Genomic DNA, 14,559 nt, shown 5'->3' on the forward strand with positions numbered 1-14,559 from the left:
GCTACCATCCCCGGTAGGCTGGATTGTCTGCTTCTGCGGGTCTCCATGCGTTTTCGAATGGATTCTTACTGCTTTTCATGTTTGCGCCCACGATGAACCCGTTGCTTCCAATGGTTAGGGCTACGAAGTGGCGTTGTCCGCCGTACTCTATTTCAAAAATCGGTCTACCTGGCGGTTTTCCTTGGCTGTATCCGGTGTATTTGCCCTCCGTTGCGACCTCGTGGACGAACTTGCCGATTTCTTCGCGCGGAATTCCTCTATCTGTGAACTCTTTCTCGTGCTCGTATACGTGCTCCAGTCCTGCGCCTCCCTTTCCGCCCTTGCCTTCCTCCAGCCAGACTATGCGGCCGTTGGGATCTTTGCCGATCTCCACCACCTTGTCCGGGCTGATCTTGTGGCCTTGGGCAAGGGCCTCTTCGATCAGCCGTTGGCGGTCCTCGGGGTTGTCCACCGGGCCGATGTCGTCGTCCGGTGGGTCGTTGGGTGGGTCGTTGGGGTTTCTCGGGGTGTTCGGGTCGTTGGGGGTGTTCGGGGGTTTTTCCGGGGGTTGGGGGAGGGGTTTGCCGTGGGTTATGTCGGCGAGGATCTTCCGGAGTTGGCCGAGGAGGTCGGCCAGTTTGCGGAGGAGTGGGACGAGGTCGCCCAGGGCTCGCAGCAGCTTCTGGATGACTCCCATGATCCGGACGGCCCAGCGGGCCACGCGGGCCGAGGCTTGGACCGCTACCGCGGCGATGCCCACTCCGGTGGCCGCTTCGATGGCCCAGGACACCAGCCTGCCCACGCAGTCGGCGATCAGATCGCGGACCACCTCGCGGATGGTGCCCACGAGCATGCCGGCGATCTCGGTTCCTTCCGCGAGCGCTCCGGCGGCTTGCGACTGCGCCCGGATGAGTTCGGCGGTCGCCGTCAGCCGGGCGCGGTAGGCGTCGGCCGCCGCGCCGGTCCAGCCCGCGGTGTCCCGGACGACATCGGCCTGCAGCGCGTCGGCGGTGGTCCGCAGGGATTCGCCGACGTTGCGCCAGGTTTGGGCGTGGGCCGCGATCGCGTCGGCGTTTCCCGCCAGCCAGTCGAGCATGTCGGTGAGCGGCTGGACGAACTCGATCAGCCAGCCGACGAGCCAGGACACTCCCGTGCCGATGGGGTCGAGGACGGCCGAAAGCACTTCCAGCCCGGTGCCGAGCACGGCGTAGCCGATCTCGGCCCACGAGCCCGATTCGATCGCCGTGCTGACGTCGGCGATGGCCTCCACGATGCCGATGCCGGTGTACCAGCTGGAGGAGTCCTGCGGTTGCGCGATCAGCGGGTTGTCGCCCACCGCTTCACCCGCCGAGTTCGTCGGCGAGGCGCTGCAGCGCGGCGGCGATCTCGGCGTCGGTCGCCTCGTGGTCCGCGATGGCGTCGCGCAGGGCAGTCGAGAGCGCGGAAACCGCATCGTGTGCCGCAGATGTGGTGGACAGCACGGTCTCGGCGGTGCTGTCCAGGACCGGCGGCAGGAACTGGCAGATCACGCCGTAGGCATCCGTGTCGAGTTGCACGCCGCGGCCGGCGTCGGCGGCTTGGCCGATCGCCGACGCGTGGTGGTCGAGGCGGTCGGCGTGTGCGCGCAGCTGTTCGGCCGGCATCTGGAAGCCCTCAGCCATCGATTCCCCTCAGAAGATTCCTAGTTCAGGAACGTTTCGTCGCTGAAGTCGCCGTCGTCGTGGGCGCCGTGGGCCTGCGACGGGCCGGACTGCACGGGCGGGCCGGGCGGCGGGGGCGCAGGCGGACTGGCCGCCGGCGGTGTAGGAGCGGGTGGCGCGGCAGGAGCTGGACGAGGAGGCAGGGGAGAAACCGGGGGCGCCGATGGGAATCGCTGCCGGTAGTTCTCGGTCACCGCGTTGGCGATCTTCACGTCGCGGTCGCCGAGCGTCGACCTGGTGGCCTCCGTCACCTGGTCGGCGATGCGGGACTGGGCTCGGCGCAGGACCGCCATGAACTCGGCGCTCAGCTCCGCTCCCGAGGCCCGTTGGTCGCTGAACCGCACGTCCGTCGGGACGCCCTCGGCGTCGACGGTCACGGTTACCGAGCGGCCGCGTTCGGTGACGCGGATGCGGCCGATCTCCTGCTGCATCGCCGCCGTGCGTCGTGCCTTCTCCTGCAGGCCCTGCGCCCAGTTCTGGAGCGCCTTCTCCGCCTGCGCCGGATCCACCCCGAAGTCCGGTGGCTGCAACCTCGTCCCCCTTGGCCCGAAATCCGAGTCAGGGGAGTTCTACTGCACCTCGGGAGCTCGGTGGTGCGGGCGAATCGGAGCTGGGCCGGACGGCTCAGCCCGGGCTCGGCCGAACAGGTGGCCGACCATGGGGATGCTCCCTCAGGTGGTACCGGTAGCCTGTCGCGACGTGCCTTCCGCGGTCGCGACAGCTCCGCCTCGCCCGTCTCACGTCGAGCCGGTGGAGATCGAGAAGCTCGCCGATTTCATCGGCGCGCGTGTACTTCGCGCCCCTGGTCACAGCGCTGCCGCAGCGCCGGTGACCGGGGCGACCCTGCGTGCTCAGCACGTTCGTCCCGGCGATCTGTTCGCCGCGCTGCCGGGCACTCGCGTGCACGGCGCCGACTTCGCCGGGCAAGCGCTGGATTCCGGCGCCGTCGCCGTGCTCACCGACCAGGCCGGGATCGAGCGGGTCACCCTCGCCGAGCACCCCGCCGTCCGCGAGGGCAAGGTCGCGCTGCTCGTGCACGACGATCCGCGCGGCGTGCTCGGCGCGGCCTCGGCGCTGATCTACGGCGACCCGTCGCAGAAGCTGAAGGTGCTCGGCGTGACCGGCACCTCCGGCAAGACCACCACTACCTACCTGCTGGAGTCCGCGCTGCAGGCCGCCGGGTTCGGCACCGGGCTGGTCGGCACCGTCGAGACCCGCATCGCGGGCGACCGGCTGGACAGCGCGTTCACCACCCCCGAGGCGCCGGACCTGCAGGCGCTGCTAGCCGTGATGGTCGAGCACCGGGTGACCTACGTGCCGATGGAGGTCTCCAGCCACGCGCTGGCCATGGGCCGCGTCTCCGGCACCCGGTTCGCCGTCGGTGCCTTCACCAACCTCTCCCAGGACCACCTGGACTTCCACCGCGACCTCGAGGACTACTTCCAGGCCAAGGCGCTGCTGTTCGACGGCCGCGCCGAGCACGAGGTCGTCTGCATCGACACCGACTGGGGCAAGCGGCTGGTCAAGCCGGACACCATCACGGTGTCCACCGCCACGGACGCCTCCTGGTCCGCCACCGATGTGCAGGCGTTCCCCACCGGGGAGCAGACCTTCACCGCGCACGGCCCCGACGGCCTGGAGCTGCACATCCGGCTGCGGCTGCCCGGCCCGTTCAACGTCGCCAACGCACTGCTCGCGATCGGCGTCCTGCACGCCGCCGGCGTGCCCATCTGGGCCATCGAGCGCGGCCTCGCGGAGGTCGACGTGCCCGGCCGCATGGAGCGTGTCGCGCTCGGGCAGGACTTCACCGCTGTGGTGGACTACTCGCACAAGCCCGGCGCGGTCGCCGCGGTGCTCGACGCGGCCCGCGCGCAGGTCGACGGCAAGGTGATCGTCGTGCTCGGCTGCGGAGGCGACCGGGACGTCGCGAAGCGGCCGTTGATGGGCGAGGCGGCCGCCCGCCGGTCCGAGCTGCTGATCGTCACCGACGACAACCCGCGCAGCGAGGACCCGGCGGACATCCGGGCGGCCATGCTGGCCGGTGCGCAGGAGGTGCCCGCCGACCAGCGCGGGGACGTGATCGAGATCGGCGACCGGCGCTTGGCCATCGCCACGGCGGTCGAGCGAGCCGAACCGGGCGACATCGTCGTCGTCGCGGGCAAGGGCCACGAGACAGGGCAGGAGGTGGCGGGCGTCGTGCACCCCTTTTCCGACCGGGAGGAACTCGCCGCAGCCCTGCGTCTATTTTTGGGCCAAGGGCCCCGGGCCCCAGGGGAGACCGATGTTCGTCGGGGGCAGGGCGACGAGGAGGCAAGTTGATCCGGCTCAGCCTCGCTGACATCGCGGAAGCGGTGGACGGCAGGCTTCATCGTGCGGAAGGCCCGGAGATCGTCAGCGCGGGTGTCGAGTTCGACTCCCGCAAGATCGAACCCGGCGGGCTGTTCGTGGCCGTGCCCGGGGAACGGGTCGACGGGCACGACTTCGCCGCGCAGGCGATCGCGGACGGTGCGGCGGGCGTGCTCGCCGCGCGGGAGGTCGACGCCCCGGCGGTGATCGTGCCGCCGGTGGACGACGACAGGCTCGGCGCGCTGGCGCTGGCCGGCGACGTGGACGGTTCCGGTGCCGCGGTGCTGGCCGGGCTGGCGAAGCTGGCCCGCCACGTGGTCGACCGGCTTCCGCAGCTCACCGTGGTGGGCGTGACCGGCTCGTCGGGCAAGACGTCCACCAAGGACCTGATCGCGCAGCTGCTGGAGCCGATGGGCTCGACGGTCGCGCCGCCCGGCTCGTTCAACAACGAGCTCGGCCACCCGTGGACCGTGCTGCGCGCCGACGAGAACACCCGGCACCTGGTGCTGGAGCTGTCCGCGCGCGGCGTCGGGCACATCGCGCACCTCTGCGAGGTGGCGCCGCCGCGCATCGGCGCGGTGCTCAACGTCGGCCACGCGCACCTCGGCGAGTTCGGCTCGCAGGAGGCGGTGGCGCAGGCCAAGGGCGAACTGGTCGAGGCGCTGCCCGCGGACGGCGTGGCGGTGCTCAACGCCGACGATCCGCTGGTCGCGGCGATGGCCGAGCGGACGAAGGCCCGCGTCGTGTTCGTCGGGGAGCACCCCGACGCGCACGTGCGCGCAGTGGACGTCGACGTCGACGAGCTGGCGCGACCGACGTTCACGCTGGTCACCGCGCAGGGCGAGGCCCGGGTGACGCTGCCGCTGTTCGGCGAGCACCACGTGGGCAACGCGCTGACCGCGGCCGCCGTGGCGCTGGAACTCGGCGCGACCGTCGAAGAGGTGGCCGAGCGGCTCGGCTCGGTGCGCCGGGTGTCCGCGCGGCGCATGGAGGTCAGCGAGGCGCCGGGCGGCATCACGGTCGTCAACGACGCCTACAACGCCAACCCGGAGTCGGTCCGGGCGGCGCTGAAGACGCTGGCCGCGATGACCCGCGGGCGTCCGGGCCGGGCGTGGGCGGTGCTGGGACCGATGGGCGAACTCGGCGAGTCGGATGCCGAAGCGCACGACGAGATCGGGCGGCTGGCCGTCCGGCTGAACATCGACCGGCTGGTGGTGGTCGGCGAGCAGGCCCGGGTGATGCACCAGGCGGCATCGCTGGAGGGGTCGTGGGGAGAGGAGTCGGTTCTGGTGCCGGACGTCGATGCGGCCGTCGCGCTGCTGCGCGCCGAGCTGCGTTCCGGTGATGTGGTGCTGACCAAGGCATCGAATTTTGCCGGGCTGTGGCGGGTCGCCGAGGCCCTGCTGGCCGAAGGGGATGCGGGGAGGCAGCAGCCGTGAAGCCGATCCTCGTGGCGGCCGCCGTGTCGCTCGTCGTTTCGATCCTGTTCACGCCCTACCTGATCCGGGTGTTCTCCAGGCAGGGCTTCGGCCAGGAGATCCGGGAAGAGGTGCAGAGCCAGCACGCCGCCAAGCGCGGCACCCCGACCATGGGTGGCGTGGCGATCCTGGTGGCCATGTGGGTCGGCTACCTGGTGAGCCACCTGATGGGCGGCGACCCGATGACCGCGTCCGGGCTGCTGGTGCTGGGCCTGACCACGGCGCTGGGCATCGTCGGGTTCCTGGACGACTTCATCAAGATCCGCAAGCAGCGCAACCTCGGGTTGAACAAGACCGCGAAGCTGGTCGGCCAGCTGATCGCCTCGGTGCTGTTCGCGATCCTGGCGATCCGGTTCGCGAACTCCAACGGCGTCACCCCGGCGTCGGTCGAACTGTCGTTCCTGCGCGACATCACGGTGATCTCGTTCGGCGCGATCGGGTTCGTGATCTTCGCCTACGTCGCGATCAGCGGCTGGTCGAACGCCGTCAACTTCACCGACGGCATGGACGGCCTGGCCGGCGGCACCGCGGCGATGGTGCTGGCCACCTACGTGCTGATCTCGTTCTGGCAGCTGCGCAACGACTGCTTCGCGCCGTCGGGACCGATGCCGGGCTGCTACACGGTGCGGGACCCGCTGGACATCGCGGTGGTCGCCGCGGCGGCGATGGCGGCCTGCGTCGGGTTCCTGTGGTGGAACGCCGCGCCCGCGAAGATCTTCATGGGCGACACCGGTTCGCTGGCGCTGGGTGGCCTGCTGGCCGGGCTGTCCATGGTCACCCGCACCGAGCTGCTGATGATCGTCATCGGCGGCGTGTTCGTGGTCGAGGCGCTGTCGGTGGTGCTGCAGATCGTGGTGTTCCGCAGCACCCGGCGACGGCTGTTCCGGATGGCGCCGTTCCACCACCACTTCGAGCTCGCCGGGTGGGCGGAAACCACGGTGATCATCCGGTTCTGGGTGCTGGCCGGGATCAGCTGCATGTTCGGCGTCGGCCTGTTCTACGCGGACTGGCTAGAGAAGGCCATGATCCTCAAGTGACGACGGGCGTCGGGGCCGTCGCACGGCCGACTGCGAAGACACGTTAGGGAGGCGAACCGGTGGCAGGGCGGTTCGAGGGGCGGAACGTGCTGGTGGCCGGTGCCGGGGTGTCCGGCCGCTCGGCCGCCGAGGCGCTGCTGGCGGCGGGGGCGGCGGTCACCGTCACCGACGCCTCCGCCGACCGGCTGGTCGCGCTGGCGTCGCTGCAGGCGCAGGGCGCGGAGCTGGTCGCCGGGCTGGTCGAGCCGCCCGAGGGCACCGACCTGGTCGTGACCAGCCCCGGCTGGCGGCCGGACGCGCCGCTGCTGGCGGCGGCCGTGGCGGCCGGCGTCGAGGTGATCGGCGAGGTCGAGCTGGCCTGGCGGCTGGACCAGGAGAAGGACGTGCCGGCCAGGTGGCTGGCGGTCACCGGCACCAACGGCAAGACGACGACGGTCAGCATGCTGGAGTCGATCCTGCGGGCGGCCGGCGTCGACGTGGTGGCCTGCGGGAACGTCGGGCTGCCGGTGGTCGACGCGGTCCGCGCCGGGCACGAGGTGCTCGCCGTGGAGCTGTCCAGCTTCCAGCTGCACTGGTCGGACTCCGTCGCGGCGTTCGCCGCCGTCGTCCTCAACCTCGCCGCCGACCACCTGGACTGGCACGGTTCGCTCGACGCCTACGGCGACGCCAAGGCGAAGGTGTACGCAGGCGACTCCGTCGCCGTCGCCAACGCCGACGACGAGTGGTCGACCCGGCTGTCCGCCGCTGCCGCGGAGGATGCCCGGCGGGTCTCCTTCACCCTGGGCGCCCCGGCGGTGGGGCAACTGGGCGTCGAGGGCGGTTCGCTGGTGGACCGGGCCTTCGGCGATGGCGTGGTGCTCGCGGAGCTCGCGGACGTGCATCCGGCGGGCCCGCACAACGTGGCGAACGCGCTGGCCGCGGCGGCGCTGGCGCGGGCCTGCGGCGTCGACCCGGCGGCGGTGGCCGACGGGCTGCGGGCGTTCCAGCCGGGCGCGCACCGGTCGGTGGTCGTCGCGACGGCCGCCGGCGTGTCCTATGTGGACGATTCCAAGGCGACGAACCCGCATGCGGCGGACGCGGCGCTGCGCGCACACCCCCAGGTGGTGTGGATCGCGGGCGGGCTGCTGAAGGGCGCCGAGGTCGACGAACTGGTCGCGGCCAACGCCGACCGGCTGACCGCCGCGGTGCTCATCGGCCGCGATCGGGGCCGGTTCGCCGCCGCACTGGCCCGACACGCGCCGGATGTGCCGGTCCGCGAGGTCGCCGCAGGGGACGATGCGGGCATGCTGGAAGCTGTTCGCGCGGCCGACGAGTTCGCGCGTCCGGGCTCGGTGGTCCTGCTCGCCCCGGCCGCCGCGTCGATGGACATGTTCACCGACTACGCCCACCGGGGCCGGGCTTTCGCCGACGCGGTGCGCGCGGTGCTGGCCGACGCCCCGGCGGCGCACGGCGGGTGATCCGCCGTGACCACGATGACCAAGCCCGCGGCCGCGCGCAGCCCGAAGAAGCGCGCCACCCGGAGCGTGCTGTCCCCGCTGACCGCTTGGCTGACCCGGCCGCTGGCGTCGTTCCACCTGCTGCTGGCCGTCTTCGGCCTGCTGACGATCTTCGGCCTGGTGATGGTGCTCTCGGCCTCCAGCGTCGACTCGTTCGACAAGGACGGCTCGTCCTACAGCGTGTTCAGCAAGCAGGTGTTGTACTGCCTCGCCGGCCTGCTGGTGTTCTACGCCGCGCTGCGGGTGCCGGTGCGGCTGATGCGCCGGTACAGCCTGATCCTGCTGACGATCTGCCTCGGGCTGCTGGTGGCCGTGCTGACGCCGCTGGGCTCCAAGCTGAACGGGGCGCAGAGCTGGTTCGTGATCGCCGGCGTGTCCTTCCAGCCGGTCGAGTTCGCCAAGATCTCCTTCGCGCTGTGGGGCGCGCACGTGCTCGTCACCAAGCGCGGCCTGATGACGCAGTACCGGCACCTGCTGGTGCCGGTGGTGCCGGCGGCGCTGCTGATGTTCGCGCTGGTCATGATGCAGCCCGACCTCGGTTCCACGATCACGCTGTTCATCGTGCTGCTGGCCCTGCTGTGGTTCGCCGGTGCGCCGCTGCGGCTGTTCCTGGTGATGCTGCTGGGCGCGGTGACGGCGGGCGTGGTGCTGGCGATGGTCGCCGACTACCGGATGGCGCGGCTGACCAGCTTCCTCGATCCGCTCGCCGACCCGTCCGGCAACGGCTACCAGGCCTCGCAGGCGCTGTTCGCGCTGGCCGACGGCGGGCTGTTCGGCCGCGGGCTGGGGCAGGGCTGGTCGAAGTGGCAGTACCTGCCCAACGTGCACAACGACTTCATCTTCGCGGTGATCGGTGAGGAGCTCGGGTTCGTCGGCTGCGCGATCGTGCTGGTGCTCTTCGGCACCACCGCGTATGTGGGCATGCGCATCGCGTTCCGCAACACCGACCCGTTCATCCGGCTGGTGTCGGCGACGTTGACGACGTGGCTGGTGGGACAGGCGATCATCAACGTCGGCTACGTGGTGGGCCTGCTGCCCACCACCGGGCTGCCGCTGCCGCTGATCTCCTCGGGCGGATCGTCTGTGGTCACGGCGATGCTGGTGTTCGGCCTGCTGGCGAACTTCGCCCGGCACGAACCCGAGGCCATCGCCGCGCTACGGTCTTTGGGACCGGGTCGGGTAGGCAAGCTGCTGCGGCTGCCCACCCCGGCGCCGTACCGGCCCCCGGCGAAGCGGCGGCAGGCACGACCGACCCCACGAAGCCGGCCCGGCGCGAAGAGCTCCGGGGCGGCGGCAACTCGCCGGGGAAGCGGGGACACGCGCGCGCGTGGTGCGCGCAGCGGACCCGGATCCCGGGCGCAGACACGAGGAGGACACCGTTGAGCGGGGAGCAGACGGTCCGCATCGACCAGGGTGCTGTGGCCGACCCGCGGGGCGCCGCCATGGGCAGGCGGCCGCTGTCGGTGGTGGTCGCCGGCGGCGGCACCGCCGGGCACATCGAGCCCGCGCTGGCGCTGGCCGACGCGGTGCGCCGGCTGCGGCCGGACGCCCGGGTGACCGCGCTGGGCACCGAGCGGGGCCTGGAGAACCGGCTGGTGCCGGCCCGCGGCTACCCGCTGGAGCTCATCCCGCCGGTGCCGATGCCGCGCAAGCCCAACGCCGACCTGCTGAAGCTGCCGCTGAAGGTGCGGGAATCGGTGAAGCAGACCCGCGAGGTGCTGGAGCGCGTCGGCGCGGACGTGGTGATCGGCTTCGGCGGCTACGTGTCGCTGCCCGCCTACCTGGCCGCGCGCGGCCGGGTGCCGATCGTGGTGCACGAGGCGAACGCGCGCGCGGGACTGGCGAACAAGGTCGGCGCGAAGTTCGCGGAACGCGTGCTGTCGGCGACCCCGGACAGCGGCCTGGCCGGGGCGCAGACCATCGGCATCCCGCTGCGCGAGTCGATCACGCAGCTGGACCGGTGGGCGTTGCGGATGCAGGCCCGCCAGCACTTCGGGCTGCACCCGCACGCCCCGACAATCCTGGTGTTCGGCGGCTCGCAGGGCGCCCGCACCCTGAACACCGCGTTCTCCGGCGCGGCGGAAGCGCTGGGGCGCGCCGGGATCGGCGTGCTGCACGCGCACGGCCCGAAGAACACCATCGCGGTGCAGCAGGTTCCGGGCGCGCCCGCGTACACGGCGGTGCCCTACCTGGAGCGGATGGACCTGGCGTACGCGGCGGCGGACCTGGTGGTGTGCCGGTCCGGGGCGATGACCGTCGCCGAGGTCTCGGCCGTCGGGCTGCCCGCAGTGTTCGTGCCGCTGCCGCACGGCAACGGTGAGCAGGCGCTCAACGCGCAGCCGGTGGTCACCGCGGGCGGCGCGCGGCTGGTGGCGGACGCGGACCTGACCACGCAGCGCGTCATCGACGAGGTGCTGCCGCTGGCGCTCGACGCCCAGCGGCTGCAGGAGATGAGCCGGGCGACGCTGAGCAGCGGCCACAGAGAGGCGGATCGGGTGCTCGCGCAGATCGTGCTGGAGGTGGCCGGACAGTGACCGGACCATCCCCCTCGAACTTCAACACCGCGGACCTGTCGGATCTGGATGCGGTGCTGGCCCGGGTGCACCTGGTCGGCATCGGCGGCGCCGGGATGAGCGGCATCGCCCGCATCCTGCTGGCCCGCGGGCAGGAGGTGTCCGGCTCGGACGCCCGCGACTCGCGCACGGTGCTGGCGCTGCGCGCCCAGGGCGCGCACGTCGGCATCGGCCACCGGGCCGAGAACCTGGACCAGTTCGACGCGGACCCGACGGCGGTCGTGGTGTCCACGGCGATCAAGCCGGACAACGCGGAGCTGGTCGAGGCGCAGCGCCGGGGAGTCGCGGTGCTGCGCCGCGCCGAGGCGCTGGCCGCGCTGATGGCCGGGCACCGGGTGGCGTGCGTGGCGGGCACCCACGGCAAGACTTCGACGACGTCGATGCTGACCGTGGCCCTGCAGCACTGCCGCTTCGACCCGTCCTTCGCCATCGGCGGTGACCTCAACGAGTCGGGCGCGAACGCGCACCACGGCGACGGCAGCATCTTCGTCGCCGAGGCGGACGAGAGCGACGGCTCGTTCCTGGTGTTCGCGCCGTCGGTCGCGGTGGTGACCAACGTCGAACCGGACCACCTGGACCACCACGGCACCGCCGAGGCCTACATCTCGGTCTTCGACGAGTTCGTGCGGCGGATCGAGCCGGGCGGCGTGCTGATCGCCTGCGCCGACGACGCGGGCTCGGCCGCGCTGGCCGACAAGGCTGCGGCGCTCGGGGTCCGCGTGCGGCGCTACGGGAAGTCGGCGACCGGCGAGGGCGACGCCCGGCTGGTCGAGTACCGGGCCGAACACGGCTCCGGGGTGGCGACCGTGGAGCTCGGCGGCGAGCGCGTGGACGTGCAGGTGGCGGTGCCGGGCGAGCACATGGCGGGCAACGCGGTCGCCGCGCTGCTGGCCGGGCTGGAGCTCGGCGCGCCGCTCGGCGGCCTGCTCGACGGGCTCGCCGCGTTCGGCGGCGTCCGGCGGCGCTTCGAGTTCAAGGGCCGCGCCGACGGCGTCCGCGTCTACGACGACTACGCACACCACCCCACCGAGGTCGACGCGCAGCTGCGCGCGGCGCGGCCGGTGGTCGGCGACGGCCGGCTGATCGTGGTGTTCCAGCCGCACCTGTTCTCCCGCACGGCGGCGTTCGCCGGCGAGTTCGCGACGGCGCTGGGCCTGGCCGACGAGGTCGTCGTGCTGGACGTCTACGGCGCGCGGGAAGACCCGCAGCCCGGCGTCACCGGCAAGCTGATCGCCGACGAAGTGCCGCTGCCGCAGGGGAATCTGCACTACGAGCCGTCGTTCACGGCGGCGGCGCCGCTGGTCGCGGGCCTGGCCCGGCCGGGCGATCTGGTGCTGACGATGGGGGCCGGCGACGTGACGATGCTCGGCCCGGAGATCCTCCGCGAGATCGACCGCGGCACCGCGGAGGACCAGGGGTGACCCCGACGCGCCGCCGTGCAGCGGAACGTCCCGGGATGCGCAGCACCCGGGGTCGTCCGGTGCGGGGCGGCGCGACGGCGCCGCCGAAGTGGCAGCGCTGGACGCTCCCCGCGGTGCTGGCCGCGGTGACCGCGATAGCGCTCGTGCTGTACTTCACGCCGCTGCTGGGCGTCCGGTCGGTGCAGGTCGTCGGCAACGCGACGCTGGGCCAGGACCAGGTGGTGCAGGCGGCGGGCATCGAGCTGGGCACGCCGATGCTGCAGGTCGACGTCGACCAGATCCACGAGCGGCTGCAGGTGGTGCCGAAGATCGCCGCGGTCCAGGTGTCGCTGAGCTGGCCGTCGACGGTGCAGGTCCAGGTGACGGAGCGGGTGCCGGTGGCGTTCCTGGTGGCCCGCAACGGGATTCAGCTCGTCGACGCCGGCGGTGTGCCGTTCGAGGCGGTCCCGGACCGCCCGGCCGGCCTGCCGGAGCTCCGGGTGCGCGAGGCGTCCCAGAACGACGCGGCAACCCGCGCGGCGATGACGGTGCTGATGGCCCTCTCGCAGCCGGTGCGCGCGGACGTGACGGCGGTGATCGCGGAGAACCCGAACGACATCCGACTGACGCTCAAGGGCGACCGCGAGGTCCACTGGGGAACGCTGGAGGAAACCCCGAGGAAGGCGGCGATCCTCCCGCCGCTGCTGACCCGCCCGGGCAACGTCTACGACGTGACGACCCCAGCGCTGCCGACGGTGGCCTGACGCGCCGCTGAGGCGGCGATCCTCCTGCCACTGCTGCCCGCCCGGGCAACGTCTGCGTCGTGACGACCCGACGGTGGCCTGAGCGGAGTTCAGGTTTCGTTGGCTGCGTGGTCGATGAAGCGGGTCAGCAGGGTGTGCAGGTGGTGCTGGTCGGATTCGGACAGGGGCGCCAGCAGTTCGCTCATCGTCTGCGCCGCTATCCGGGTGACTTCGGCGAGGCGGGCGCGGCCTTCGCCGGTGAGGTGGACGGCGTACCGGCGGCGGTCGTGTTCGTCCTTGCGGCGGTTGACCAGGTCCTGCCGCTCCAGCTCGTCGAGCACGTAAACCATCGAGGACTTGTCCATCTGCAGGTGGCCCACCAGTGCGCTCTGCGGGGTCGGGCCCGCCTCGGCGAGGTGGCCGAGCACGGCGAAGTGGCGCAGGTCGAGCCGGTGCGCGCGCAGGGCGCGGTTGGTCGCGGCGCGGGCGTAGCGGTGGGCCAGGTACAGGTCGCCGCCGATCAGCAGCTCGAGATGTTCGCCGGGCTTGTCCACGCGCACATTATGCCCGATGACAGATCATCTGAATTCAGATAATCTCTGTTCGGTGGACATCATCGTTGTAGGAGCGGGCCTCGCGGGGCCCCTGCTCGCCCAGGGTCTGGTCCGAGCCGGCTTGCGCGTCGCGGTCTACGAGCGGGAAGCCGCCGTCGACCAGCGCAGCCAGGGCTACCGCATCCACGTCGGGCAGGAGGGCGATCTCGCCTTGCGCGCCTGCCTGCCGCCCGAGCTCTACGAGCGGGCGGTGGCGACTTCGGGCGTGCTCGGGTCGGGGGTGTCGTTCCTCGATCCGCAGCTGCAGGTCGTCCACCACCTGGCGGTTCCGCCGGACTCCGACGACTCCGCGGGGCAGCACCTGGTGGTCGACCGGGTCACCCTCCGCCGGATCCTCCTGACCGGCCTTGACGTGCGCCACGGCTCGCCGTTCGAGCGCTACGAGCTGCTCGACGACGGGCGGGTGCGGGTGTTCTTCGCCGGCGGCGAGGTCGCCGACGCGGACCTGCTGGTGGCCGCGGACGGAACGCACTCGCGGATCCGGGCCCAGCTGCTGCCCGATGCCGAAGTCGTCGAGACCGGCCAGTTCCTGATCTACGGGAAGACGCCGTTGACCCCGCGGGTGCGGGAGCTGGCGCCTGCCGCCGCGCTGGACGGGTTCTCCATCGTGAACGGTCCGGACGGCCGGTACATGCCGTTGGCCGCCTTCGAGTCCCGCACCGGTACCGGCGTCGAGGACTACCTGATGTGGGTCGTCGGTGTCCCCGCCTCGCTCCGGTCGGTCGCGGAGTCCGCCGCGGGCGGGCGCGGGCTGCAGGATGCGGCGGCCGAGCTGATCGCGGACTGGCCCGCCGCGCTCGGCGAGCTCGTCCGGCTCGGCGATCCGCAGAGCGTGCACTCGACGACGGTCCGGACCGCGGAACCCGTGCCGCCCTGGCGGACCGTCCCGGTCACGGTGATGGGCGATGCCATCCACACCATGGTCCCGACCGGGAACAGCGCGGCCGTCGCGATGCGCGACGCGGCCCTGCTCTGCCGCCGCATCGTCGAGCGGCGCGGATCCCTGCTCGACGCGGTCCGCGAGTACGAGGCTGAGATGCTCGACTACGGATTCGCCGCCGTGGCGCAGTCGCTGCGCGGTGCCTGATCGCGCAGGGTGTGCGGGACGCTGCTCAAGATCGTCTTCGTCACGCTAACGTGTGGTCGTGTTCAGGGTTAGTGGCGACGCACCGGAGTCGGTCTTCTCGGGACAG

General features: G+C 71.9%; 13 protein-coding genes. 9 read left to right on the plus strand and 4 right to left on the minus strand.

The genetic code is table 11. The features are described from left to right. Window position 1 precedes the first annotated feature (1 nt). From ACWEV3_RS21085 to ACWEV3_RS21095, 3 genes are read right to left on the minus strand one after another with little or no spacing between them, the layout of a single operon-like run. On the minus strand, window positions 2-1,315 hold the full coding sequence (locus tag ACWEV3_RS21085) for a WXG100 family type VII secretion target (RefSeq protein WP_452615522.1): 1,314 nt from the start codon (window positions 1,313-1,315) through the stop codon (window positions 2-4). Between the two features lie 4 nt (window positions 1,316-1,319). Continuing rightward, window positions 1,320-1,640, minus strand: coding sequence for a type VII secretion target (locus tag ACWEV3_RS21090; protein WP_452615523.1), 321 nt, complete (start codon window positions 1,638-1,640; stop codon window positions 1,320-1,322). Between the two features lie 20 nt (window positions 1,641-1,660). Beyond that, on the minus strand, window positions 1,661-2,209 hold the full coding sequence (locus ACWEV3_RS21095) for a YbaB/EbfC family nucleoid-associated protein (RefSeq protein ID WP_452615524.1): 549 nt from the start codon (window positions 2,207-2,209) through the stop codon (window positions 1,661-1,663). Window positions 2,210-2,342: 133 nt separating this feature from the next. Between ACWEV3_RS21095 and ACWEV3_RS21100 the strand changes: the two genes are divergently transcribed. The 8 genes from ACWEV3_RS21100 (at window position 2,343) to ACWEV3_RS21135 (ending at window position 12,773) form a co-directional block, all read left to right on the plus strand. Beyond that, window positions 2,343-3,998 (plus strand): UDP-N-acetylmuramoyl-L-alanyl-D-glutamate--2,6-diaminopimelate ligase, encoded by a 1,656-nt coding sequence (locus ACWEV3_RS21100; protein WP_452615590.1) that lies wholly within the window; start codon window positions 2,343-2,345, stop codon window positions 3,996-3,998. Next, window positions 3,995-5,464 (plus strand): UDP-N-acetylmuramoyl-tripeptide--D-alanyl-D-alanine ligase, encoded by a 1,470-nt coding sequence (locus tag ACWEV3_RS21105; protein ID WP_452615525.1) that lies wholly within the window; start codon window positions 3,995-3,997, stop codon window positions 5,462-5,464. Before ACWEV3_RS21100 ends, ACWEV3_RS21105 begins: the two co-directional genes overlap by 4 nt. Then, a complete protein-coding gene (gene mraY, locus ACWEV3_RS21110; RefSeq protein WP_093261593.1) occupies window positions 5,461-6,540 on the plus strand; it encodes a phospho-N-acetylmuramoyl-pentapeptide-transferase in 1,080 nt (359 codons plus the stop codon). The genes ACWEV3_RS21105 and mraY overlap by 4 nt, the downstream gene beginning before the upstream one ends. A 59-nt stretch (window positions 6,541-6,599) precedes the next feature. Continuing rightward, entirely contained in the window at window positions 6,600-7,997 is a 1,398-nt protein-coding gene (gene murD / locus ACWEV3_RS21115) for a UDP-N-acetylmuramoyl-L-alanine--D-glutamate ligase (protein ID WP_452615526.1), read from the plus strand. Between the two features lie 15 nt (window positions 7,998-8,012). Next, window positions 8,013-9,419 carry a putative lipid II flippase FtsW gene (gene ftsW, locus ACWEV3_RS21120; RefSeq protein WP_452615591.1) on the plus strand — a complete coding sequence of 469 codons (1,407 nt, stop codon included), beginning with the start codon at window positions 8,013-8,015 and terminating at the stop codon, window positions 9,417-9,419. A 59-nt stretch (window positions 9,420-9,478) separates the two neighbouring features. After that, on the plus strand, window positions 9,479-10,570 hold the full coding sequence (gene murG / locus ACWEV3_RS21125; RefSeq protein ID WP_452615592.1) for an undecaprenyldiphospho-muramoylpentapeptide beta-N-acetylglucosaminyltransferase: 1,092 nt from the start codon (window positions 9,479-9,481) through the stop codon (window positions 10,568-10,570). A 95-nt stretch (window positions 10,571-10,665) separates the two neighbouring features. Further along, window positions 10,666-12,030 (plus strand): UDP-N-acetylmuramate--L-alanine ligase, encoded by a 1,365-nt coding sequence (murC, locus tag ACWEV3_RS21130; RefSeq protein WP_452615593.1) that lies wholly within the window; start codon window positions 10,666-10,668, stop codon window positions 12,028-12,030. 35 nt (window positions 12,031-12,065) lie between these two features. Next, window positions 12,066-12,773 (plus strand): cell division protein FtsQ/DivIB, encoded by a 708-nt coding sequence (locus ACWEV3_RS21135; RefSeq protein WP_452615527.1) that lies wholly within the window; start codon window positions 12,066-12,068, stop codon window positions 12,771-12,773. An 89-nt stretch (window positions 12,774-12,862) separates the two neighbouring features. Here the strand turns inward: ACWEV3_RS21135 and ACWEV3_RS21140 are convergent, their stop codons facing one another. After that, window positions 12,863-13,306: a MarR family winged helix-turn-helix transcriptional regulator gene (locus ACWEV3_RS21140; RefSeq protein WP_452615528.1), complete on the minus strand. Its 444-nt coding sequence runs from the start codon at window positions 13,304-13,306 to the stop codon at window positions 12,863-12,865. Between the two features lie 52 nt (window positions 13,307-13,358). Here ACWEV3_RS21140 and ACWEV3_RS21145 point away from each other — a divergent pair, with 52 nt between their 5' ends. Continuing rightward, window positions 13,359-14,453, plus strand: coding sequence for an FAD-dependent oxidoreductase (locus ACWEV3_RS21145; protein ID WP_452615529.1), 1,095 nt, complete (start codon window positions 13,359-13,361; stop codon window positions 14,451-14,453). The last annotated feature ends 106 nt before the right edge of the window (window positions 14,454-14,559 follow it).

Source organism: Saccharopolyspora sp. NPDC003752, from assembly GCF_053605825.1.

Excerpts from the sequence above, each read along its gene's own strand:
- ACWEV3_RS21090 (WP_452615523.1), bottom strand. The coding sequence starts at position 1,640 with ATGGCTGAGGGCTTCCAGATGCCGGCCGAACAGCTGCGCGCACACGCC.
- ACWEV3_RS21100 (WP_452615590.1), top strand. The coding sequence starts at position 2,343 with ATGCTCCCTCAGGTGGTACCGGTAGCCTGTCGCGACGTGCCTTCCGCG.
- ftsW (WP_452615591.1), top strand. The coding sequence starts at position 8,013 with ATGACCAAGCCCGCGGCCGCGCGCAGCCCGAAGAAGCGCGCCACCCGG.
- murG (WP_452615592.1), top strand. The coding sequence starts at position 9,479 with ATGGGCAGGCGGCCGCTGTCGGTGGTGGTCGCCGGCGGCGGCACCGCC.
- murC (WP_452615593.1), top strand. The coding sequence starts at position 10,666 with ATGAGCGGCATCGCCCGCATCCTGCTGGCCCGCGGGCAGGAGGTGTCC.
- ACWEV3_RS21135 (WP_452615527.1), top strand. The coding sequence starts at position 12,066 with ATGCGCAGCACCCGGGGTCGTCCGGTGCGGGGCGGCGCGACGGCGCCG.